The organism is Aeromonas sp. 2HA2, assembly GCF_029237345.1.
Lineage (GTDB): Bacteria > Pseudomonadota > Gammaproteobacteria > Enterobacterales > Aeromonadaceae > Aeromonas > Aeromonas salmonicida.
The window spans coordinates 1-22,240 of the sequence record NZ_JAACGB010000007.1 but is presented as its reverse complement, the minus strand read 5'-3'; the positions used below and the strand labels follow the sequence as shown (position 1 = coordinate 22,240).

Below are 22,240 nucleotides of genomic sequence, written 5' to 3'. Positions count from 1 at the left end.
TAGTGTTTTCATAGAAAAAATTTTATTAAATTTTTTTAAGATTAATCTGCCCACAGAGTCAACAAATAAGATGAAGCGATATCCCCTGGAGAAGGCTCAGTATTTCTTAACGTTGACATAAACACTTTTACCACAGAGATAACCCCCTCCGAGTCATCCAACTTCAAGTTATATATATCATTTCCATCCATATCCGCTTTCCCATTAATGTCGGTCTCTTTCCCACTCTCAGTATCTAAATATGAAAATTTAGACATCATGCCAATGCTTTTATTTTGACCACCACATAAGTACCTCCAACCAGAAGGTATCTTTTCAGCACACTCTGGGCTGGCAACTTTCAACGTGAATTTAGCACGGGTACCAGAAGTGCATTTAAACGTCATCTTAACATCATTTAATTTATGCTCATACCCCATAGTCGAAGTTGCATTTTTAATACTCTCCAGAGGGACCTCGCCAACATCAACCAATAAATCCCCAGGAAATCCATTGAGAACCTGACATGTTTCCCCGACAATTTTAGCTTTTATTTCGATAGGTATTTCACCCAAGGATCGTCCATTTTCAGCTAGCGCAGAAGAACTACCAAGACCCAATAAAACAATATTCATTATGCCGATTAAAAATCGCATAACCATTAACTCCTTAGTCTATTAAGGTAAGAGAACAAACACTCAACCAGAGGAACTTAATTAAAAAACACAATAATGGTGACACGCCTCATGGAAAGTCCCGCCGCACAATACAATCAGATATCATCTGATATATTTTATGCGGCAAGACTTATATTTCTACATCAAAAAGCATATGTCATTATTTAAACTGCATATCCCTTCAATTCCGTATTTTATATATCACATATAACTTAATACAAATGGCAGATTAGCTTCCACATCACCCGGCTTGCTATTGGAGAGCTCGTCACTCAGAGCATAGTTGGCACCAAAAATCATATCGACCTTGCCATTTTCGCTAACAGTAACCTGTTTGCTCTCTGGGTTGGAAAAATCGATCCAGTTGGCGCCCGCCAAATCAGTGCCCAGCGCGGCCTTTACCTTAAAGCCGACACCACTAGCACCGCCCTCAGCAGCCTCCTTGATATTCAGCAACACATCACCGTCATAAGAGCTGGCGGCTGGCTTGAAAGCCATCTTCACAGTGGCAATACCCGGCGGGCAGACCAGCGCAGTACTGCTATCACCACCAATGGTCGCGAAGATATCGGTCGGTGCTTTTTTGACACTGGCAAGGCTAACTTCACCCAGCTCCAGATTCAGCACTTTGCCTTCTATGGTTCCATCTTCAAAGGCACAGCCATCCAATACTACTTTACCGTTGATATGCAGAGTATTTTCAGAGTCTTTCAATTCAGCGTGAGCAGTAGCGCTAAGGACCATCAAGGCAGTTAATGCAAGGATATTTTTTTTCATTGTAATGTTTCTCTAATGAACCATATTGAACACAAATGTCAGTTTGTCTGACGGCGGAAATAATACATGCCCCCCCTCTTACACACCATCATCCAATCACCACAATAAAGGTAGGAAAAAACCTACAAATCTCTCATAAATTAATTTTAATCAATTGCTTAAATTGTAAGCCCATTCCATTGCCCCAGCATACCTCGCCTAGACAGAACAGCAGCCACCTTGCGACCTGAATGGGGTTGGATGTCATCCATCTATTAGACATTGAGACTGCTGAATGTATTTATTTCGAGAAGTTCAGCCACATCCTCATCGTTTTGGTCATTGAGTTTACGCCAATGAAATTATAAACTCGCCCACCTTCACTTCACCTGACATACCCCACCAAGGATCCCCATAAGGAAAAAAACATGAAAAAAATCATATTGTTCTTCTCCGCCATGTTAATACTACCCATGTCTTATGCCTCGCCACAATTTAAGGAGGGTATCAACTATGAGACACTCTCCAATACCGGCAGTGATCAACCGGAAGTACTGGAGTTTTTCTCCTACTTCTGTCCAAGTTGTGCAAATTTTGAACCCATTATCGAAGATTTGAAGAACACTCTGCCTGAAGGTGTACAGCTAAAGAAAAATCATGTGGCCTTTTTAGGCCGAGACATGGGTCCGCAAATGCAGCGAGCTTATGCGGTAGCTAACCTGCTTAATGTGGAAGAGGAAATAACCGCGGCAATTTTTCACAAGATGCAACAACGCCAGTATCCAAAAAGTCGTGCTGACGTGAGACAAATTTTCGTAGAGAGTGGTGTTCCAGCTGAAAAATTTGATGGCATTGTTGATAGCTTCGCTGCCATCGGTATGGTGTCCAAGTTTGATCACAACACTGAAAAATACAACATTCGTGCTGCGCCGACTTTCCTAATAAATGGTAAGTACGTTATTAAGCTTGAGTCCCTTCGTTCAGAGGAGCAGTTCAATCAGTTAGTGGCATTCCTGCTGCTAAAATAAGACCCATATACAGGAGCTTAAGCGGCAACCACACTTCAAACGCCTCACGAGCTCCTTGAAGTGGTCCAATGAATTTGGACACTCATGAACGCGGTAGAATGCCCTCACGTAGAGAGAGGTGTTCATGATAAAGAAGATCCGCCGTTCCTTTTCCGCTGACTTCAAAATGCAAGCTGCAACACTGGTACTCGATCAGCATTACTCGGTCTCCCAGGCCTGTCCGGCCATGGCGGTAGGCGAAACCAGCTTGCATCATTGGGTCAACAGGAGCGTGAAGGATCCAGGAGCTGGAAGCCCGGTGAAACGCTTGGAAATGGAGAAAGAAATACTAAAAAAGCCACCGCTCTCTTGATGTCAGACTCGATACCGCCCTCGCGCAAATAGACCACCTCAAAGATAGCTATCCCATAGAGGTGGTCTGCGACGTGCTGGAGATCAATCGCAGCAGCTATTGCGCCTTTTCGCGCAAGCAGCAAGGCCAGCTAAGACTCAGGGCAAAGGTGCTGGCACTACACCAAGCCAGCCGTGGCGAGGTACAGCGGGTGTTAGCACCCTCTCGCAAGCCCTGAAGGCCGAGGGGGAATTGGGCCAGCAGCTGGCCCAATACATTTATGAGTAGCTCACCTCTTCCATAAAAATCAGCCGCAGGGGCTCTGCCAACAATGCATCGGCCTGCTTGGAAAAGGCTTGAAAATAGTCGGTCGCGCAGTGGTCATCAAGGGCGGCCTGACTGACGAAAGTTTCACGCATATAGAAGGTGTCCGGTTCGTCACGCAATTCGAACAGCACATAATCCAGGTTGCCCGGCTCGTGGCGCGTGGGCTCGACAAGCTTGAGCAGTTCATGGCGCAGGCGTTCCTTCATACCAGGTCGTGCTTTGAGCACCGCAATCGACACTATTTTGTCTGACGTTATCTTCATCCATATCTCTCCACTGTCACACCACCAAGACATCAGGATGAGCCAACATCTCTGCATTTACGTTCATGAAAGCTCATCCATCAACATGGCAGCAGTGTATGCATGGCCGGTTGATGGATATAGATGGGCAGGATGGACAGAGTGTTCCGTCGGATGAACAACGGAGGATCCGGTAGAGCTGGCAGGCATCCCTTAGTTCAGCACGCAGGCAGGGGTTTGGCGCCAGCGCCACTGGGGAAAATAACCTTCAGGACGACAAGATCAACGGGCGGCACTTCATGCACTGGCAAAGCGCCAGTTGTCCGCCATTAGTTCGCAAACCATTGTTCTACGCTGAGGTAATACGTGGTGAAGCCACACCCCGACAAGGTCGTCTTTTTCACTCTGGTGGATCGTCTGGCGAGGAACCGGTATGCGGGGCGGGTGTCCAGCAGATGAAAAAGCACCTCCCGATGGCCCATGCTTCGCGCCCACCCCATCATCTCCTTGAAGATGGCAATCCCCGCCCCCCAACCCGCTTTGGCGATGACAATGGCAATCTCGACGCCCTCGCCGTCGGGTTGTATTCCGCACCAGCCAACCAGAACACCATCGATGACAAGGGCCCGCACGCGGCAACCGGGTAACATGTCTATCCGTATCTTGTCATCCATCCAGGCGCGCACACTGGCCGCATCGAAGGGGGGATGATCAATCAGATGTTTTCTCACTGTCTCATCGTTGACCAGGGGCAGAAAATCCTCTGCGCGCACGTCACCGAAGGGTTTGAATTCCATGCAACTCATTGTGAATGATGTCCAATATGGTGGGCTCGGCAGCATGATGACTCTCCCACCGGATATGTATTCCGCTTCTGATAGCGCGAACCGTTTTTATACAAAGCTGATCAGGGCCAGGTCGTCATCTGGGCGTTCGATGATATCGATGGATTTCAAGACAGGTGGCATCGGCCACGAAACTCCTTTGCAACTGATGAGCCAATCTGCTGCCTGCCTTGCATCCAATGCATTTCCAACACAGCGCCTCTTGCCCGCTACAACACCTCGACCTTGACCTTGATAAGGCCGGATCTTGTGTCGCCAATGCTGCTGAAGGCAGACCTGGAGAGGTCGATGATCCGCCCGCGTTTAAAAGCACCGCGGTCATTGACCTTGACCACGACGCTCTTGCCGTTGGCGATATTGGTGACCCTGACCAGGGAGCCAAAGGGTAACGTCATATGGGCAGCGGTGTTGAGGTGAGTGCGGTAAAGCTCGCCGCTGGCGGTCTTTTTATTGTGGTAGCGGTCGGCGTAATAAGAGGCGAGCCCAGTTTCGGTATAACCGCGCCAACTGCCGCCGTGGCTGTCGTCATATCGGCTGCTACAGGCTGCCAGCAACAGGCAAAGAGATAACAACAGCCCTTTTTGTATGTATTGCATCTTTCCCTTCCTATCCGCCATGCGCTTTATCCTTGATCCCCTTGCCGGTATGGCCGGTCTTGTTGTCGTCACGTAAAACGGCCAGATCGGGATGGCCAGTAAAAGGTTCATAAACTGTCTCGCGGTTCCACACCCGAGGGCAACGTGGCTACTTTGCCATGTTTTTCAACTAAAACGGGAGGCCAAGCCTCCCGTTCATGTATTTACCCGTCAGCCCTTGTCAGGATGTGCACCAGACGCAGGTCAGGCGATCAGCTTGTCGTCGCTAAAACCAAAGCCACGCAGCCCTACCACGTGCACGTGTTCGTGCTTGCCCTGCACCTTGCGGATGAGCTTGTAGGTGGTGCCCTTCTCGGGACTGATGTTCTCCGGCGCCGCGATAAGCAACTGCATATCCTGCCGCTCGCACAGCTCGAACAGGGTGGCGATAGACTTGCCATCCAGGCGCGCCGCTTCATCGAGGAACAAGAGGCGGCAAGGGGCGATATCCTTGCCGCGCAGACGGCGGGACTCCTCCTCCCAGCTGATCAACACCATCAAGAGGATGGCCTGACCGGTACCGATTGCCTCACCGGTGGAGAGCGCGCCGCTCTCGGCCCGCAGCCAGCCATCGGCGCCGCGCTGTACCTCTATCTCCAGCTCCAGATAGTTGCGATAGTCGAGCAAGACATCGCCCATCACCTGATAGCTGCGATCCCCCTGCTCGGTTTGCGGGTTGAGACGCTGGAACAGCTTGGCCATCGCCTCGGAGAAGCTGAGCTCCTTGTCGGCGAACAGATCGTTGTGCATGGCGGTCTGATCTGCCAACGCGGTGAGAAGGCGGGTATGGGCCTCGCGGATATTGACGTTGAGGCGCACCCCGCGCACCAGACCGAAGGCGATGTTCTGCAAGCCCTGGTTGAGCACCCGGATACGGTTCTGCTCGCGGCGTATGATGTTGGTGATCTTGGCCGCCACCTCGTGGGAGGAGAGCGACAGGTGGTTTTCACGCTGTTTGAGCTCATCAGCGAGGCGCGCCAGCTCGATCTCCATCTCCTCGATCGCCTCCACCGGATCATCTGAGCGGATGATGTCGTTGCGGATGCGATCTTTGAGGTAACGGTAGACCTGCACGTAGAAGGCGACCTTCTGCTCGGTGCTGCGATTGCCTTCCGACAGACGCAGCGCATCGCGCAGGGCCTCGTCATGGGCCACGGCAACCCGCAGGGCGCCGAGGGCCTTGTCAGACATGGAGCGCAGCTCGTCGCTGTCCAAGTAAGCCAGCTCGCGCTTGTTCAGGCGCTTCTCGACGTCGGTGTCCCGTGCCAGACGCACCACCCGCGACCAGCTCGCCTTGTGGCTAACCAGTGATTTACGAGCAGTGAAGTAATCTTTGCCCTCCAGCTTGAGTCGACCGCCAAGGGATTCAATCTCGCGCTTGGTCACCTGCAACTGGGCCTCGGCACTGGTGCGACGGGAACGGGTGCGGATGAGCAGCTCTTCGATCTCTTTCTTGTGGGCGCGTGACTTCTCTTCCATGTCGTCCGACAGTGTCAGCCCCATGGCCGCCAGCTCCTGCTCGAACTCGTTCAGGGTCTGGCGCTTGGCCGAGGCGCTGGAATCGAGCGCGGTGCGCAGTTGCAGCGCTTCTGTGTGACGCTGGGCAATCTGCTTGTGCTGCTCACCTGCGGTGCGGGCCGCCAGCTCGGCAGCCTTGAGCTTCTCTTTGAGTCGCTCGCTCATTTCAGACGCCTTACCAAGCAGGTCTTGCGCATCCTGATAGGCAAAGTGCGGCAGACGGGCTACCAGCTGATCGAGGGCGTAGCAACGGCGCTTCTGCTCGGCCAACAGCTCGCTCACCTCATCATATGCAACTTGCAGCGCAGCGAGATCCTGCGGATCCTGGCGCAGCACCTGCACCTGGGTTTCGAGCTTCTCGAGCGCCTTGCCATGTTTGGCGATAAAGGCTTCGGCCTGTTTCAGCGCTTCCACATCGGCGTGAGCCGCCTCGAGACGGGCCGCCAGATCGGCTTCGGCAAACAGGTGGGCAAAGGGCAACATCCCCTGCACCAGCTGGATATGGCGAGTCAGCTGGGCGGCGGCCGCTTTGGCCTCGCTCAGCTGCTTGTCGCACTCGGCTATGGCGCCCTGCAACGTGCGCAGCTCGGCCTGCTTGGCCTGTACTTCGGCTTCAGGGTCGGGACGGAAAGCGATATCCAGATGCTGGCCGATAAAGTCACGGAAGTGGCCGTAGAGGCGGTGATACTTCTGCTGCTCGAAGGCGGCCTTGGCGTAACCCTCGATGAGCCCTTCGCGCTCAAGATCGAGCTGTTCAATGCGTTTTTCACGGGCGGCACGACCGAACAGCGGCAGCTCGGGGTAGCGGGAGAAGCGCACCTGACGCTTGCTGGTGCGCACCAGCACGGCGTCCCCCAGCTCGTCCGCTTCCACCAGATCCTCGTCAAAAGAGTCGGGGTTGCCCTGAATCAGGTAGATATCTTCCGGGCAATCTTCCAGCTTTTTCAGCCGCTCGATAGCGCCCTCAAGGTCGAGCACCACCAGGGCGCTGCGGGCCGGGCCGTACAGCGCGGAGTAGTAAGGGGCATCGTCGATGGAGATGTCGTCATAGACATCGGAGAGCAGCACGCCCCCCACCTGCTCGGCGATGCGGGCCAGGCGCGGATCGGCCTCGCCAGCACCCAGCTGCAGGTTGCGAATTTGCAGCTCCAGCGCCTGTTTCTGCGCCGCGATGCGATTGCTCTCCTGCTCGAACTCGCGCTCCTTGTCGAGCACGGTTTGCATGCCGGCAGAGAGCGCTTCGGCGGTAGCAAGCGGCAATCCGCTCTGCTCGCGCAACTGCTCAAGCTTTTCAAAGGATTTGAGCCAGCGCGGGGCCAGCCTGGTCAGCTCGCCGATATCGCGGCCCAGCTGGGCGCCCTGATGCTCCAGGCTGGCGCGACGCTGGTTCAGATCGCTCTGCTGATCGGCCAGCTCTTCCTGACGGGTGCGCTGGGCCTCAAGAAACAGCTCCAGCTCGTCTTGGCTCGCGATCAGCTGACCGGAAGCCTGCTGCAGCTCGTCGCGCAGTTTGAACAGCGCCTGCTGGCTTTCGCTCTCTTTCTCGAGGCGAGCCAGGGCGGCGCGCAGCCCCTGTCCCTGGGCAATGCGAGCCTTGTCTTCGATGTGACGCTTGAGCAGCGCCTGCGCCGTAGGCCAGGCGGCCTCGCGCACTGTTTCGGGTGCGATGCTGAGCAGCAGCGCCAACGCCGCTTCGTGTTCGGCCACCGCCGCCTTGGCCAGCGCCAATTGCTGCTCGGCCCCCAGCATCCGGCTGGTGAGGCTCTGCTCGGCGGTGCGGAACTGGTGCAGGGTGTCGCTCGCCTGCTCGGCAGTCAGCCCCGGCAGCTCGCACTGCTCGCGGGCATTGTCCAGCGCCTGCACCGCCTGACGGTACTGGATGGCGCGGGTCTGCTGAATGTCCAGCGCCTGCTGATAGTCGGCCAGCTGGGTCTTGAGGCTGTCTACCTCTGTCTGCGCCAGTTCTTTGCGCTCTTCCACTTCCAGCAACTGGCAATGGATCTCTTCCACCACGGCTTGCTGCTGCTCCAGCTTGTCGACAAGCTCCGCCAGATCGGCGCGATACATCTCTATCTTCTTTTGCAAAGCAACGGCGGCCATCACCTTGGCCAGATGCTCGGCGGCAGATTCCAGCTCGTCGGTCAGCAATTTCTCACGGTTGGTGAGCTGATCCACCTCGTCAGCCAGATAGATGGCACGCTGCTTCTCTTCAGCCAGCAAGCGGCGTTTGCCCGCCAGCTCCTGCCGCGCCTTGAGGGCCAGCTCGGAGAGACGGTTCTTCTCGGCGGCGTTGCGCACATAGTCCGCCGCCACATAGTGGGTGGTCTCAGTGATCAGGTTCTTGAACAGATCCCGCTGGCCTTGCGTCTCTTTAATGGCTTCCAGGGTGCGGCGGTTTTCATAGATGGCTGCCTCCATGTCCTGGAATGCCTTGCGCACACCGGAGTTCTCCGGCAGCAGGTATTCGCGCAGGGATCGGCTAATCGAAGAAGATATGCCGCCGTAGAGGGAGGCTTCGATCAGGCGATAGAATTTGCCGCGATCCTTCTGATCGCGCAATTTCTTGGGGGTAATACCGAACTCGAACATGAAATTGTGATAGTCGGTCACCGTATTGAACTTGGCGACCTTCATGGCCCCCAGCTCGGCGGCCGCCCCTTTCAGATCGGTAAAGGCGCGCACCCGGCCCTTGCCGTCGTCGAGCTTTTCCAGCAGCAGATCGGTGGGTTGCAGTTGCTCTGGCACATCTACCAGCGCGAACGGGGTGATGTTGACCTTGTTGTCACGGTTGGCTACCTGCTCCAGGTGCACACCGACCCAGATCCGCTGTTCGCGGCTGTTCATCACCTCGAGTACAGAATAACAGTGGCCGCGCTGCAGCTTGCCGTAGAGCCCCTTGTCACGGGAAGCACTGGATGAGCCCGCTTCCGTGGTGTTGCGGAAATGGAGCAGGGATTGATCAGGGATCAGGGCAGCGATAAAGGCCGCCATTGTGGTGGACTTGCCCGCCCCGTTGCCGCCAGAGAGGGTGGTGACCAGCTGGTCGAGATCGAAGGTGCGGGCGAAGAAGCCGTTCCAGTTGACCATGGTCAGGGATTTGAATTTGCCTCTCACGACACACTCTCCATCAAAGCAAAGGGCTCCATCAGGGCCTTGTATTTAACGCTGCAGGTCATCTTCGACCTCCAGTTCAAGCTGTTCTTCATCAAGATCCGCTTCAATGTCTTCAAACAGCGAATCGCTGCTCGGCATCTCGTCATCGTGGAAGATGGCCTCCCCCTCCTGGATCATCCGCAGCTGAACGGCGCGGGGATCTTCATCGGAGCGCACGTCGGCAGCAAAGCGGAACACGGATTCGTTGACCCGGAATTTGTCGCTGTTACCAAGAGCGGTGATCATGCCAAGGCGACGCAATCGGCGCATGGAGGTGCGGATCTTTTCGAGCAGCTTCTTCTTGTCGAGGTCGGTGCCGCCGGAGCGGCTGTTGACCATGCGCAGCAGCTGCTTTTCGTCGGCCAGGCTCAACACCTCTTCTTGCAGCTCGCCCATGGCGAACACCCCTTCCGAGGCCAGACGGTCCGGGCTCAAGTACAGGTAGCAGAGCACCTTGCCCACCAGCATATCGAGCTCGGAGAGCACAGTGGTGCCGATGTCGGCGCTGGGGCGCGGGCGCAGATAGAAGAAGCCTTCCGGCGCCTTGATCAGCTCCACCTGATAGCGGCCGTAGAAGATCTCCAGCTCGTTGTGGTACTCCACCAGCGCCGAGTGCTGTTCGAAATCGTCGGCACTGATGTGACGGCCCGAACGCAAGGCGGTATCGATGCGCGGAAACAAGGGGTTGGCAATCGCCTCTGCGAGCCGCAGCGGCAAGGGAAATTCAGTATTGATCAATGACATAGGCCTGAACCTTGGATCCAGCTTGGTTAATGGGTTTCCATGCAGGTTGGCGGTGCAGCTCGCGCTCACCGCTGGCATGGCCCAGGCGCACGGCCTGGTCGATCAGAAGACGCGCCACATCGAAATGGGCGTGAGCCGGGTAATCCAGCAGGTATTCCCGCAGCACATCGGCCACATCCAGCTGATGGCCCTGCTCGGGATAGCGGGCGAGGTAGCGCTCGATGCGCTCCGCCAGCGCCTGATTGATGTCCACCATCTCCATGTACTCCATCTCGAGGGGAACCTCACCGGTCACCTCCTCGTCGTGGATGGCAATGGTTTCATCCCGCAGCTCCAGCAGACGGGGCTCCTCGGCGATGCGCAGCTGCCAGTTGTGCTGCTCGAAATTGCGAATGGAGTCGCGCAGCCGCTGGCTGAAGGCGCGGTTCTTGTCCATGTCGATGGCATTGCGGATAAATTTGTGGACGTGGCGATCGTAACGGGACCAGAGCTCGATGCACTGCTGGCCCCAGCTGGTGATCACATCGAGCCGTCCCTGCAAGGCATGGGTCAGCTCCTCGACGTGAAACAGATCGTCGCGCCCCTGGGCTGCTTCCTGAATATTGAGCAGCCCCGCCTGCAGGCGGTGGCCGGCAGCGTCCAGGGTATCTTGCAGCTCACGCAGGGTCTGGCCGGTTTCGTGCAGCAGCTTTTCGCAGCTGTGGATGGCATCGACCCAATTCTGGGTCAACAGGGCCGCTATCTCGCTCTTGACCTGATTTTGCTGCTCATCCATGGCGCGCTGGGTCAAGTCGATGCGTCCCAGCGTCTCTTCCAGCGAGAAGGTGAGCCGTGGCAACACTTCCGCGTCCCACTGCTCGCGGGTGTTGGTCTCAAGCGCCGCCTTGCGGGCGGTGTCGAGCTCGGCCGCCAGGTGTTCGAGCAGGATGGAGAGCTTGATGGAGTCAACCTGACGCTGATCCATAAAGAAGTCGACGATCCCCATCCCCAGCCGCGACAGGCGATAGAGACTCTCCCCCGCCACCATGTCGGTGTTGAAGCGCGACAGCAGTTGCTGGCGAATGAGATCGTTGATGGCGTTGTTGGCACGACCGGTGAGGGTCTCGTCCATCTGGCCAAAAGCGTTGCTGACATAGCCAAAGGCATCGTGCAGCGCCGCTTCCGACAAGTCCGATTCATCTTCGGACAGTGTCTTGATTGCAATCAGAAAGGCCAGCCGGTCGGTAGGCAGGCTCAGCGCCAACCCCTCCTGCCTGACCCACCCTACTATCTCCGGCACAGAACGCTCGGGCAGGGTACGGGATGTACTCATCATGACGTTGTCATCTCGTTGTTATCCGTGGGACGGTCTCATCATATGAAACTGACCATCTCGTTGTTATTACAAGGCTGCCAGACAGACTGCTTGTCAGCTTGACGGTTTCTGCGCCATTACATGGATGCATTGACCCAGGGACGGCAAAGAGCACCGAAGGGATTATCCCCCAGTCGACCCACTCTCCGACCCATCAGCTGACTGGCTTTTGCGCCATCACATGGATATAGCGGCCCAGGGAGATAAACGGCTCCTGGCGACAATATTGCTGCTCCATGGCCAGCAGATCATCGAACTTCTCGACCTGATCCTGCTTGTGGCGCATGTAGTCGTGAATGACCCGCACCCCCGTCTTGCCAATGATCTTGAGGCCACCTCGCCCAATCCAGTCGTAAACCTGTTCAGGCAACTGCGGATTGGTGGGGGTCAGGGCGGTCTGGCGCTTCTTGCGCAGGCCAAGGCGCACATAGTCGAAATTGCCCACCACCAGACTCTGAAACAACAGACCATGACGGTTGTAAAAAAGCAGCGACAGTATGCCCCCTGCATTGACGAAAGGGAACAGACCGAGCAGGGTCTGGCGCGGCTCGGCGAGCCACTCCAGCACGGCGTGACAGAGCACCAGATCAAAGGTGCCGGTCACGTGGGCCTTGAGATCCTGAATGGGGCAATGGATGAGACGAATTCTGTCTTCCAGCCCCTTTTCAGCGATCTGGACCCGTGCAAGTTCAAGCATTTCGGCGGAGAGATCGCACAGCTCCACCTGATGACCCATGGCCGCCAGCTTCTGGGAAAAATAGCCAAATCCGCCCCCCGCATCCAGGATGCGCAGGGGCCGGTTGCCAAGGCGAGCCAGGCAGGCTTCAATGTCGCTCCAGACCACAGTGGTGCGAATACGCCCCTTGGTGGAGTCATAAATGTTGCGAGCAAACTTGTCGGCACGCCCGTCAAAACTCTGATCTTGCTTCAAGACTCACTCAACTTTTGGCCGCAGCATTGGGCCTGACGAAAAAAGAGGGGTATTCTGTCACATCCCGAATTTGCTGAAAACTCAAGGACGACATCCCAGTGTTTGAGCTCAACCTGTTTGCCGCCAACTTGTTTGTTATCAAGAAATGGCTGGGTCAATTGCTGATGCCACTGCCCTTTTCCCTCTCCTTATTGCTGCTGGCGCTTTTGCTGCTCTGGTTCACCCGCTTTCAGAAAACCGGCAAGCTGCTGGCGACCTGCTCCCTGGTCATTGTTGCTCTGATGGGGATGCGGCCGGTGAGCTATGAGCTGGCCAGAGGGCTGGAGCAGAGCTTCCCGCCGTTCGAGATAAGCCAACACCCTGATATAGAGGCTATCGTGGTGTTGGGCAACGGCCATGTGAGCGATCCGGCGATCCCTGAGCGCGCCTGGCAGAACAATATCGCCCTCGCAAGAACTCTGGAAGGCGTACGCCTCGCCCAGGCTTACCCCCAGGCCACACTGGTCTTCTCCGGCTATGTATCGGGGGATCCCCTCTCCAACGCCGAGGTCAATGCCCGCATGGCGGCCAGCCTGGGGATAGAGAGATCCCGAATGACGTTGTTTGAAAACAACAAAGACACCCATGACGAGGCCATCAGCATCAGCCGTTATCTCAAGGGCAAGCGGGTGGCGCTGGTCAGTTCGGCAACCCACCTGCCGCGGGCCATGGCGCTGTATCAAGGGCAGGGACTCGATGCGGTGCCGGCCCCCACCGACTACACAGCCAAGCAGAGTCAGGTGGCGCAACCCCTCTACAGCTACCTGCCGAAGGGGCGTTATCTGATGTATTCCGAGGCTGCCATTCACGAATGGATTGGGGTATGGTGGGCCCGTTTGCGAGGGCAGGTTAACGATTGAGCAATCGAGCCTTTCATTCCTGATTTGGATCAGGAAAGCGAAAAAAAATTACGTCATTTGCCGCCGGGTCAGCTATCTTGGGCTCGGTTCAATTCATATAATGTCGCGCAATCAAATGCCTAGGAGAGTTACAAGATGAGACAGCACCTGGTAATGGGTAACTGGAAACTGAACGGCACCAAAGCTTCTGTAGAAGCTCTGATCAAAGGACTGACCCCGGCTGCTGCCGCTCATCCTTCCGTGCAAGTCGCCGTCTGCCCGCCGGTTATCTTTTTGGGTCTGGTTGAGCAGCTGACCGCAGGCAGCAAGATTGCCTACGGTGCCCAGAATGCCGACGTTCACGAGTCCGGCGCCTTCACCGGCGAGAACGCCCCCTCCATGCTCAAAGCCTTCGGTTGCACCTACTCCCTGGTCGGTCACAGCGAGCGCCGTACCCTGCACGCAGAGAACGACGACGTGGTAGCCGCCAAGTACGAAGCCATCCAGAAAGCGGGCCTGATCCCCGTATTGTGCATCGGTGAGACCCTGGAGCAGTTCGAAGCCGGCGTGACCAAGACAGTGGTTGAGACCCAGCTGAAAGCCGTCATCGACCGTTGCGGCATCGCCTCCTTCAGCAACGCCGTGGTTGCCTATGAGCCGGTATGGGCTATCGGTACCGGCAAGACTGCTACCCCGGAAATCGCTCAATCCGTTCACGCTCACATCCGTCAGTACCTGGCCAGTTTTGATGGCGCCGTGGCTGCCAAAGTACAGATCCTGTACGGCGGTTCCGTCACTGGTGCAACCGCTGCCGACCTGTTCGGTCAGCCGGACATCGACGGTGGCCTGGTGGGTGGTGCGTCCCTGAAAGTGGACGACTTCTCCCAGATCATCGCTGGCGCTGCCAAGTAATTTCGCATTACTGACAAAGAGAGGGGTGTGTCCCCTCTCTTGTATCGCTTTTCCTATGGCGGCCCCCGCATCCCATACGAAAGCCGATATAGTAAAAGTGGCTTGTCTATTTCCAAACATTCGTATTTGACAACTCAGATCCAGAGGCACTCATGACCAAACAACTCAAACGTATTGGTGTTTTGACCAGTGGTGGTGACGCACCGGGTATGAACGCAGCCATTCGCGCCGTGGTGCGCGCCGGTCTGCATCATGGCCTGGAAGTTTATGGCATCTATGATGGCTACCTCGGTCTGCATCAGGACAGGATCGTCAAGCTGGAGCGCCACAGCGTCTCCGACGTGGTGAACCGTGGCGGTACCTTCCTGGGTTCTGCCCGTTTCCCCGCCTTCAAAGATCCGGCCGTGCGTGCCGAAGCGATCGAAAACCTGAAAAAACACGGCATTGATGCCCTGGTGGTGATTGGCGGTGACGGCTCCTACATGGGTGCCAAGAAGCTGACCGAAGAGGGTTTCCCCTGCATCGGCCTGCCGGGCACCATCGACAACGACATCGCCGGTACCGACTTCACCATCGGTTTTGATACCGCCCTGAACGTGGTGGTTGATGCCATTGACCGTCTGCGCGATACCTGCAGCTCCCACCACCGTATCTCAGTGGTCGAGATCATGGGTCGTCACTGCGGCGATCTGGCCATGTCTGCCGCCGTTGCCGGTGGTGCCGAGTACGTAATCGTACCGGAAGTGGCCTTTGACAAAGAGAAGCTGCTGCAGCAGATCAAGGAAGGCGAAGCAAAAGGTAAACGTCACGCCATCATCACCATCTGTGAACACGTCACCGACGTGAATGCGTTGGCCAAGGACATCGAAGCCATGACTGGCCGCGAAACCCGCGCCACCATACTGGGTCACATCCAGCGTGGTGGCTCGCCGACTGCGCGCGATCGCATCATGTCGAGCCGCATGGGTGCCTTCGCCGTCGAACAGCTGCTGGCAGGCCAGGGTGGTCGCTGCGTCGGTATCCAGGGCAACGAGATGGTGCACCACGACATCATCGACTGCATCGAGAACCTGAAGCGCCCGTTCAATCAGGAGCTGTACGATCTCTCCACCACCCTGTTCTAAGCCGCATGGCTTGCATCAGGTTGTTGTGACAAAACCCTCCGCTGGAGGGTTTTTTAATGGCTCTGTCCCAATTGTGTGTTGAAAGGCTAAGCTTGAAGTAGGCCATCACCTTGAGGTCTACCATCATGGATACCCCAGCCTTTCAACACCTGTTATCCCTCTTTCCACTGCTTACCCTGCGCCAGCGCCGTGTTGCCCAGCAGGAGCTCACGGCGCCACACGCCATTACCTCACTCAATACCCAGTTACCAGCATGCAGCGGTTGCCCTCATTGTCAGGCCGATCCTGCTCAGCTGGCGCCTTGGGGATGGAGTCGGGGACTGCGCCGCTACCGTTGCAAACTGTGTCTGCGCACCAACACCGTGCTCACCAAGACGCCCCTGGCCCGGTTGCGCAAAGCCCAGTGCTGGGAGGACTACGCGCAGGCCCTCATTGAAGGGCTGACCGTCCGTCAGGCAGCGCTGCGTTGCGGCGTCAGCAAAAATACCGCCTTCCTCTGGCGTCACCGCTTCTTACGCGCGATGGCAACCCATCAAGCCACACGGGAAGAGGGCATCATTGAGGTTGATGAGACCTTCTTCCTCGAATCGTTCAAGGGGCAACGGGGACTGCCGCGTCCGCCACGGCATCGCGGTGGTAAAGGGCGAACCCGTGGAACCGGGCCGGATTACATCCCGGTGATGGTGGTGCAAGACCGGGCAGGCCACCATGCGGATTTTCAGCTGGATAAGATGAATGCCGAAACAGTGATAACGGTCTTGAAGCCCTTGGTTTCACCTGACGCGGTACTGTGTAGCGATGGTGCGGGCGTGTATGCCAGTTTCAGCCAAGCGCAGGGGGTAACCCATCAAGTGGTGCACAATCGTCGGGGCGAACGGGTGGTTGGTGCGTATCACATCCAGCATGTAAACGGATATCACCATCGGTTGAAAGAGTGGATGGAGCGGTTCCATGGTGTGGCGACCCAATACCTGAAGAATTACCTGGGTTGGCGCAGGATGCTGGAACGTTACGGAAGGGGGGTGAATATCAAAGCGTGTTTGCATGAGGCGCTGGGGCACCCCATGCAACACGTAATTGGGACATAGCCTTTTTAATCCGCCTTGTTTACCGCAGCGTCAGCAGTAAACAGCGGCATTGCATGCCCGGCTTTACTGGCACTCCGCTTTACTCTTCATCTCACTCTTCTCGTTCGCTCGCACCACTCACACAAGACTGATTGGCTCACTCGGCCACTCAAGACCGTCACCAGGATCCGCTGACTTGCTGTGCGAAGCCAGGGGTTAGCAAGCCTTCCGCTGTCGGTGCCCATACTGGGTGATTGGGAAGTGCCTCAGTGTCCCCCTGCAACGCCAACCCGTGTCACCACTCGCCCCGCCCTTCTCCCATATTATTCAGGCTCTTTCCTCCTATTCACCCCCATCACACTCTCAAGCTGTCGTGAAAACGCCACAAACCGCTCGGAAGAAGAAGCCGATGACAGCGCAGTGACTGTGCAGCGAGTTACTGATCAACGGCCAATAGGCACCTGAAAATGCCAAAAATACCGACCCGCAATGTCACTCAGCCCGCATCCACAGGTGCATGGCATCGGGAAAATGTGAAATTCCTTCCCGCTGGCCCCGGCGGCTCTTTATCCCAGTGAAAGCCCACCTTTTTCATCCTTTTTATCCCTCTGACTGAAAAACAAGAAGAGTGACAATCCCCTGCAAGTGACGCCACCCATGGCCTGCGTGCTTTCACTGAACCAAAAATTGGATATCAACACCCTATCCTACCCTGAGACCGCCAACCCTGCTTGTGGCGACACTTTCAGGCGCAGCAGGAGACCATTTTTGCGCATAAAACTGGTCAAATCCAACAAAAGCTCCATATAAAACCCACCAAAAACATCACCACAAAAGAATGTAAGCATTTGAATTTATATACAAAAACTAAAAAATAGCACGTCTCACTCCATAGAAATGAACGGAGTGGTGATAAAACACCCTCAAAAATACAAAAACAAGGCTTAGCAACCACCAGCTCGACAATAAGCCACATAATTACATTTTGTCGTTGTGTTACTGCACAGTTATGGTATCTTGGTCCCATCAAGAGTCAGCCAAGGGAGACAAAATATGAAAGAGTTTGTTGTTACTGCCGTTTTTACCGTGTTTTTCACTCTGGTTGCCGTCTCTCTGCCGTCCTTGTCACAGCTCTGAGCCGGTTAATTATCCAGAACCCTGTATTACTGAATGACAACCATCGCTTTGGCGCTGACTATTCCACCGTTTCCTGTCTTTTTTGACTGCCTCACTCGAGATGATGCCTGAAACGGAATTTAGAACGGGTTGATGCACACTAAACAAGCTGGACGTCATCGCCATCACCAACAAGGGGAGCCTCATCGCTCCCCTTGTTGCATTTTGTCAGCGGGATTTACTCTTGCTCCCCTGCCCGTCACAATATCCGCTGAACTCGCCACGCAGGAATTACCATGACACAAGATGCTCTTCGCCATTGGCGTCGTGATCTTCATCGTCTGCCCGAAGCGGCCTGGTGTGAATTTCGCACCAGCTCCCTCATTGCTCACCACCTCTCAAAACTCGGATTTGAAGTCATGCTGGGTGACAAGCTGCTGGCCAGCAACCTCATCATGGGACGGGAGGTCGACGTACAAGCCCAGAAGGAGCGCGCCCTACGCCAGGGAGCGCATCCCGACTGGCTGGCGCGCATCGAAGAGATAACGGGTGTGATGGGAGTATGGGACAGCGGTCGTCCCGGCCCGACCCTGGCCTTTCGCTTCGATATCGATGCGGTGGAAGTGGACGAGAGCCAGGATGAGCTGCATCCCCCCAGCCAGGAGGGGTGGCAGTCTCGCAACGCCGGCTGGATGCACGCCTGTGCCCACGACGGCCACACCGCCATCGGGTTGGTGCTGGCCGAGCGGATAGCACCCCTGGCAGAGCGACTCAGCGGCCGCATCAAGCTGTTCTTCCAACCCGCCGAAGAGGGGTGCCGTGGTGGCAAGGCACTGGCAGCCGGTGGTCAGCTCGACGATGTGGATGCCCTGCTGGCGCTGCACATCGGCATTCATGCGGCCAGTGGCGAGCTGGTGGTCAATCCCACCGAGTTTCTCTGCTCAACCAAATTCGATGTGGAGTTTATGGGGCGCGCCGCCCATGCGGGTCTTGAGCCCAACGCGGGCAGCAACGCGCTGGCGGCAGCCTGCACGGCGACCACAGCCATGCTCGGCATTGCCCGACATCGCGATGGCATGACCCGCATCAACGTGGGCCAGCTCAGCGGTGGCAGCGGTCGCAACGTGATCCCGGGCCATGCCCGCCTGCAGGGAGAGACCCGTGGTGCCACCCCGGCGCTCAACGACTACATGTTCGGCCAGGTGCAGCAGATAGTGGAAGGGGCAGCCATGATGCAGGGAGCCACCTACCTGATTCGCAAGCAGGGGGAAGCCATCGGCATCGAGAACAGCCCGGCCCTGCTCGAAGAGATAGTACCGCTTGCTCAGGCGCTCAAACTTGAGACCATCCACACCCGCCGCTTTGGCGCCAGCGAGGATGCGGGCTTTCTCATCGAGCGGGTGCAGCGTAACGGTGGCGAAGCCGCCTACCTGATCCTGGGCGCCAATCTGGCCGCGCCTCACCACCATCCGGAGTTCGACTTCGATGAAGCAGTGCTGGAACACGGGGTTGCCCTGCTCGAGTCCTGGCTGCTCAGCCGCCTCGGTACCTGATCCCCTCAAGATCACAAAAGGCAGCCTTGATGGCTGCCTTTTGTGTGTCTGGCGATCCGCTTGCTGCCCTGGTGCTTACTGCCCCAGCACTATGGTGGAGAGATGGGCGAAGTGGTGGATCTCGTGGGTCGCCTCGCACTCGGTGTCGTGACGGGCCGGATTGTACCAGCAGGTGGCCAGCCCCTGGGCCGCCGCACCGGCGATGTCGGTCTTGGGGTTGTCCCCCACCATCAACACCCGTGCCGGGCTCGGCTGCCCCATCAAGGCAAGGGTATGCTGGAAAATGGCGGCGGCCGGCTTGGTCACCTGCACTTCGTCAGAAATGACCAGCGGCTCGAACCAATCGCTCCAGCCCAGTTTGCTGAGGCGACCGCGCTGCGGCAGGCTGAAGCCGTTGGTAATGATCCCCATCCTAACCTGGCCCTTGAGGGCCTCCAGTGTCTCGACGACCCCTTCAAGGGGCACACTCAGGGCAATGATCTGCTGCAAGAAGGTGTCGTTCATCGCCATGGGCGCCACGTCCACCTGCTCGGCGAACAGGGAGAAACGGGTCTGCTGCAGGTGCGCTGCATCAATTTCGCCCGAATTGTACTGTTGCCACAGCCGGTGGTTGAGCGCGTGATACTCCGCCATCTTGGGGGGAGTGGGCGCCACACCGTAGATCTGCAGGGTCTGCTCCAGGGCCTGGGCGACCGGGAAATCGAGCAGTGTTTCGTCCAGATCGAACAACACCCAGTCATAACTTGGTACTTTCACGTTATTCCTTAATTTTCTTGTTCATCGAGTTCATGGCGGCGGCCCAACGGGCTGCCTAACAAGTCCAGCGTCAACCGGACCCCGAATCCGGTCACTTCGCTGCTGACCACGCCATTGCCCCCCTTGCTGCGAAAACCGCTCAAATCGAGGTGCAACCAGGGGGTCTGCTGGGGCACAAAGCGGTTGAGAAAACGGGCGGCATCGATGTGATCCGGCGACGCGCCCGGCGCACATTGTAGCAGATCGGCCCACTCGCTATCGAGGTTGTCGTCGTAGTCCTCATCAAGCGGGAAGGGCCAGATCCGCTCGCCGCTGCGCTGGCCAAGACTTATCAAGTCACAGAGCCACTGGGGCCGGTTGGTAAAGGCACCGCTGTAGCGGCTGCCCAGCGCCCGTTTGCAGGCACCGGTCAGGGTGGCGTAATCGATCAGCAGATCCGGATTGTCCTGTACCGCCATACAGAGGGTATCCGCCAGCACCATGCGCCCTTCGGCATCGGTATCCACCACCTCTATGGTGGTGCCGTTGAGCGCGGTTACCACCTCCCCCGGCCGGTAAGCCAGCGGGCCTATGTGGTTCTCTGCGATGGCGAGCCAGCAGTGCACCTCATAGGGCAGACTGGCCCGGCTGATCGCATAGAGAGCACCCAGCGCCACGGCACTGCCGCCCATGTCCAGGTGCATGCCATACATGCTGCCGGCGACCTTGAGGTTGTAGCCACCCGAGTCGTGGCAGATCCCCTTGCCCACCAGTGCCACCCGGCGCACCGGATTGGGCGGGCAGTAGCTGAGCTTGACCATGGCGGCCTGGTTGTCTTCTGAACCTCTCGCCACTGCGATGAAGGCGCCGGCGCCCCGCTCGGCCAGCTGGGCCTGATCGTACTCGAACCACTGCCACCCTTCGACCTGAGCCAACTGACGTACCCACTCCCGATAGCTGCGCGCGGTGAGATCGGAGGCTGGCGATACCGCCAGATGTCGAGCCATGCCGTTGCCTTCGGCTTCGGCGTAGATCCGCGCCAGATCCAGCACACAGCGCGGTGACACTGCAATCTGCTGATAGCGCCACTCGTCCTCGACACAGTGCTTGTGACTGGGCATGGGCACGTTCGCCGCCAGCAAACAAGCCAGTGCCAGCTCGGCCAGCAGCGCCCTGTCCCCTTCGTCAAACCCTTCAAGGTGCACCCCCATCCGCTCGATCTTGAGGCCCGCCAAGGGGACTACCCAGGATCTGGCTTGCTTGTAGAGGGCGTGATCACGTACAGGATGGCTGCCCATGAAGACCACCAGTTGCAGGCTGTTATGCTGCACCAGGCTGTAGGGAGCCTTCTGGCCCAGCGCTATCTGGGTCGCCACGGGGGCAAATTCGGGCATGGCAAGAACAGGATCACGCAACTCTTCCGCGATCAGCAACAAGTTGGCCGAGAGCCCGTTGGTCATGGCCTGACTCAGGGTGGCATCGTGAATATCGATTTGAGGGGGGAGATAAGTGAAATTTTGCATCATTGGGCAAGGCCCTCGTCCATGAAGAGATATCACTGATGATACCCAACAAAACGCGAAGACGACCAGATTTACACTTGAAAATCAATATCAAGCGTCATGATGCACTTATGTGACGAACGGCTGGACACACAGGGAAATATAAGGAAGGGGTAATACAGAAAGAGGGAAACAACGGAAAGTTGGTTGCGGGGGCCAGATTTGAACTGACGACCTTCGGGTTATGAGCCCGACGAGCTACCGAGCTGCTCCACCCCGCGTCCGAATTGTACTGCCTTTATCACCGCGTACTACCGAGCAGAAGTAGTTCGCTGTCTTTACGTTCACCGCTTGGCATCAGCCTCACCATGAGCACAAATAGTTGGTTGCGGGGGCCAGATTTGAACTGACGACCTTCGGGTTATGAGCCCGACGAGCTACCGAGCTGCTCCACCCCGCGTCCGAATTGTACTGCCTTATCACCGCGCACTACCGAGCAGAAGTAGTTCGCTGTCTTTACGTTCACAGCTTGGCATCAGCCTCGCCATGAGCACAAATAGTTGGTTGCGGGGGCCAGATTTGAACTGACGACCTTCGGGTTATGAGCCCGACGAGCTACCGAGCTGCTCCACCCCGCGTCCGAATTTTACTGCCTTTATCACCGCGTACTACCGAGCAGAAGTAGTTCGCTGTCTTTACGCTCACCGCTTGGCATCAGCCTCGCCATGAGCACAAATAGTTGGTTGCGGGGGCCAGATTTGAACTGACGACCTTCGGGTTATGAGCCCGACGAGCTACCGAGCTGCTCCACCCCGCGTCCGAATTTTACTGCC

General features: G+C 56.7%; 18 protein-coding genes and 4 tRNA genes. 7 read left to right on the top strand and 15 right to left on the bottom strand.

The window, feature by feature from the left end:
• Positions 1–41 precede the first annotated feature (41 nt).
• Together GWQ29_RS11025 and GWQ29_RS11020 are read right to left on the bottom strand one after the other, a co-directional pair.
• A complete protein-coding gene (locus tag GWQ29_RS11025; RefSeq protein ID WP_275919424.1) occupies positions 42–635 on the bottom strand; it encodes a hypothetical protein in 594 nt (197 codons plus the stop codon).
• A gap of 222 nt (positions 636–857) precedes the next feature.
• Positions 858–1,433, bottom strand: a complete 576-nt coding sequence (locus GWQ29_RS11020) for a fimbrial protein (RefSeq protein ID WP_275919423.1) — start codon at positions 1,431–1,433, stop codon at positions 858–860.
• A 407-nt stretch (positions 1,434–1,840) separates the two neighbouring features.
• Between GWQ29_RS11020 and GWQ29_RS11015 the strand changes: the two genes are divergently transcribed.
• Positions 1,841–2,440 (top strand): thiol:disulfide interchange protein DsbA/DsbL, encoded by a 600-nt coding sequence (locus GWQ29_RS11015; RefSeq protein ID WP_275919422.1) that lies wholly within the window; start codon positions 1,841–1,843, stop codon positions 2,438–2,440.
• Between the two features lie 124 nt (positions 2,441–2,564).
• A complete protein-coding gene (locus tag GWQ29_RS11010) occupies positions 2,565–2,792 on the top strand; it encodes a transposase (protein ID WP_275919421.1) in 228 nt (75 codons plus the stop codon).
• Positions 2,793–3,049: 257 nt separating this feature from the next.
• Here GWQ29_RS11010 and GWQ29_RS11005 read toward each other — a convergent pair whose 3' ends face one another.
• From GWQ29_RS11005 to cmoM, 7 genes are all read right to left on the bottom strand, one after another.
• Positions 3,050–3,361 carry a putative quinol monooxygenase gene (locus GWQ29_RS11005; RefSeq protein WP_275919420.1) on the bottom strand — a complete coding sequence of 104 codons (312 nt, stop codon included), beginning with the start codon at positions 3,359–3,361 and terminating at the stop codon, positions 3,050–3,052.
• 308 nt (positions 3,362–3,669) lie between these two features.
• Positions 3,670–4,137: a GNAT family N-acetyltransferase gene (locus GWQ29_RS11000; protein WP_275919419.1), complete on the bottom strand. Its 468-nt coding sequence runs from the start codon at positions 4,135–4,137 to the stop codon at positions 3,670–3,672.
• 257 nt (positions 4,138–4,394) lie between these two features.
• Positions 4,395–4,781, bottom strand: a complete 387-nt coding sequence (locus GWQ29_RS10995; protein WP_275919418.1) for a septal ring lytic transglycosylase RlpA family protein — start codon at positions 4,779–4,781, stop codon at positions 4,395–4,397.
• Between the two features lie 243 nt (positions 4,782–5,024).
• Positions 5,025–9,452 carry a chromosome partition protein MukB gene (gene mukB, locus GWQ29_RS10990; protein ID WP_275919417.1) on the bottom strand — a complete coding sequence of 1,476 codons (4,428 nt, stop codon included), beginning with the start codon at positions 9,450–9,452 and terminating at the stop codon, positions 5,025–5,027.
• 45 nt (positions 9,453–9,497) lie between these two features.
• On the bottom strand, positions 9,498–10,235 hold the full coding sequence (gene mukE, locus GWQ29_RS10985; protein WP_021140832.1) for a chromosome partition protein MukE: 738 nt from the start codon (positions 10,233–10,235) through the stop codon (positions 9,498–9,500).
• Entirely contained in the window at positions 10,216–11,550 is a 1,335-nt protein-coding gene (mukF, locus tag GWQ29_RS10980) for a chromosome partition protein MukF (protein ID WP_005311139.1), read from the bottom strand. Before mukF ends, mukE begins: the two co-directional genes overlap by 20 nt.
• Before the next feature lie 193 nt (positions 11,551–11,743).
• Positions 11,744–12,520, bottom strand: a complete 777-nt coding sequence (gene cmoM / locus GWQ29_RS10975) for a tRNA uridine 5-oxyacetic acid(34) methyltransferase CmoM (RefSeq protein WP_275919416.1) — start codon at positions 12,518–12,520, stop codon at positions 11,744–11,746.
• A gap of 128 nt (positions 12,521–12,648) precedes the next feature.
• On the opposite strand from cmoM, the gene elyC reads away from it, so the two are divergent.
• The 5 genes from elyC to GWQ29_RS10950 all read left to right on the top strand — a co-directional run bounded on the left by elyC (position 12,649) and on the right by GWQ29_RS10950 (position 19,170).
• Positions 12,649–13,419, top strand: coding sequence for an envelope biogenesis factor ElyC (gene elyC, locus GWQ29_RS10970; RefSeq protein ID WP_275919496.1), 771 nt, complete (start codon positions 12,649–12,651; stop codon positions 13,417–13,419).
• Positions 13,420–13,554: 135 nt separating this feature from the next.
• Complete coding sequence (tpiA, locus tag GWQ29_RS10965; RefSeq protein ID WP_275919415.1) at positions 13,555–14,310, top strand: triose-phosphate isomerase; 756 nt, start codon at positions 13,555–13,557, stop codon at positions 14,308–14,310.
• A gap of 152 nt (positions 14,311–14,462) precedes the next feature.
• Positions 14,463–15,434, top strand: a complete 972-nt coding sequence (pfkA, locus tag GWQ29_RS10960; protein ID WP_265462992.1) for a 6-phosphofructokinase — start codon at positions 14,463–14,465, stop codon at positions 15,432–15,434.
• Between the two features lie 125 nt (positions 15,435–15,559).
• A complete protein-coding gene (locus GWQ29_RS10955) occupies positions 15,560–16,522 on the top strand; it encodes an IS1595 family transposase (RefSeq protein ID WP_275919414.1) in 963 nt (320 codons plus the stop codon).
• Positions 16,523–17,913: 1,391 nt separating this feature from the next.
• A complete protein-coding gene (locus tag GWQ29_RS10950; protein ID WP_275919413.1) occupies positions 17,914–19,170 on the top strand; it encodes an amidohydrolase in 1,257 nt (418 codons plus the stop codon).
• A 75-nt stretch (positions 19,171–19,245) separates the two neighbouring features.
• On the opposite strand, the gene yjjG is transcribed toward GWQ29_RS10950, so the two are convergent.
• The 6 genes from yjjG to GWQ29_RS10920 all read right to left on the bottom strand — a co-directional run bounded on the left by yjjG (position 19,246) and on the right by GWQ29_RS10920 (position 22,224).
• On the bottom strand, positions 19,246–19,926 hold the full coding sequence (yjjG, locus tag GWQ29_RS10945) for a pyrimidine 5'-nucleotidase (protein ID WP_275919412.1): 681 nt from the start codon (positions 19,924–19,926) through the stop codon (positions 19,246–19,248).
• Between the two features lie 8 nt (positions 19,927–19,934).
• The gene (locus tag GWQ29_RS10940; RefSeq protein WP_005311105.1) at positions 19,935–21,431 is read right to left on the bottom strand and encodes a leucyl aminopeptidase family protein; all 1,497 of its coding nucleotides are present in this window, start codon (positions 21,429–21,431) and stop codon (positions 19,935–19,937) included.
• A 180-nt stretch (positions 21,432–21,611) separates the two neighbouring features.
• A tRNA-Met gene (locus GWQ29_RS10935) sits at positions 21,612–21,688 on the bottom strand.
• A 102-nt stretch (positions 21,689–21,790) separates the two neighbouring features.
• Positions 21,791–21,867 (bottom strand) — tRNA-Met (locus GWQ29_RS10930).
• A 101-nt stretch (positions 21,868–21,968) separates the two neighbouring features.
• Positions 21,969–22,045, bottom strand: a tRNA-Met gene (locus GWQ29_RS10925).
• Positions 22,046–22,147: 102 nt separating this feature from the next.
• Positions 22,148–22,224: transfer RNA gene (locus GWQ29_RS10920), tRNA-Met, on the bottom strand.
• Positions 22,225–22,240: the final 16 nt, after the last annotated feature.

Bases quoted from the DNA above. Each gene is read 5' to 3' on its own strand.
- GWQ29_RS11025 (WP_275919424.1), bottom strand. From the start codon at position 635: ATGCGATTTTTAATCGGCATAATGAATATTGTTTTATTGGGTCTTGGT.
- GWQ29_RS11020 (WP_275919423.1), bottom strand. From the start codon at position 1,433: ATGAAAAAAAATATCCTTGCATTAACTGCCTTGATGGTCCTTAGCGCT.
- GWQ29_RS11015 (WP_275919422.1), top strand. From the start codon at position 1,841: ATGAAAAAAATCATATTGTTCTTCTCCGCCATGTTAATACTACCCATG.
- GWQ29_RS11010 (WP_275919421.1), top strand. From the start codon at position 2,565: ATGATAAAGAAGATCCGCCGTTCCTTTTCCGCTGACTTCAAAATGCAA.
- GWQ29_RS11005 (WP_275919420.1), bottom strand. From the start codon at position 3,361: ATGAAGATAACGTCAGACAAAATAGTGTCGATTGCGGTGCTCAAAGCA.
- GWQ29_RS11000 (WP_275919419.1), bottom strand. From the start codon at position 4,137: ATGGAATTCAAACCCTTCGGTGACGTGCGCGCAGAGGATTTTCTGCCC.
- GWQ29_RS10995 (WP_275919418.1), bottom strand. From the start codon at position 4,781: ATGCAATACATACAAAAAGGGCTGTTGTTATCTCTTTGCCTGTTGCTG.
- mukE (WP_021140832.1), bottom strand. From the start codon at position 10,235: ATGTCATTGATCAATACTGAATTTCCCTTGCCGCTGCGGCTCGCAGAG.
- mukF (WP_005311139.1), bottom strand. From the start codon at position 11,550: ATGATGAGTACATCCCGTACCCTGCCCGAGCGTTCTGTGCCGGAGATA.
- tpiA (WP_275919415.1), top strand. From the start codon at position 13,555: ATGAGACAGCACCTGGTAATGGGTAACTGGAAACTGAACGGCACCAAA.
- pfkA (WP_265462992.1), top strand. From the start codon at position 14,463: ATGACCAAACAACTCAAACGTATTGGTGTTTTGACCAGTGGTGGTGAC.
- GWQ29_RS10955 (WP_275919414.1), top strand. From the start codon at position 15,560: ATGGATACCCCAGCCTTTCAACACCTGTTATCCCTCTTTCCACTGCTT.
- GWQ29_RS10950 (WP_275919413.1), top strand. From the start codon at position 17,914: ATGACACAAGATGCTCTTCGCCATTGGCGTCGTGATCTTCATCGTCTG.
- GWQ29_RS10940 (WP_005311105.1), bottom strand. From the start codon at position 21,431: ATGATGCAAAATTTCACTTATCTCCCCCCTCAAATCGATATTCACGAT.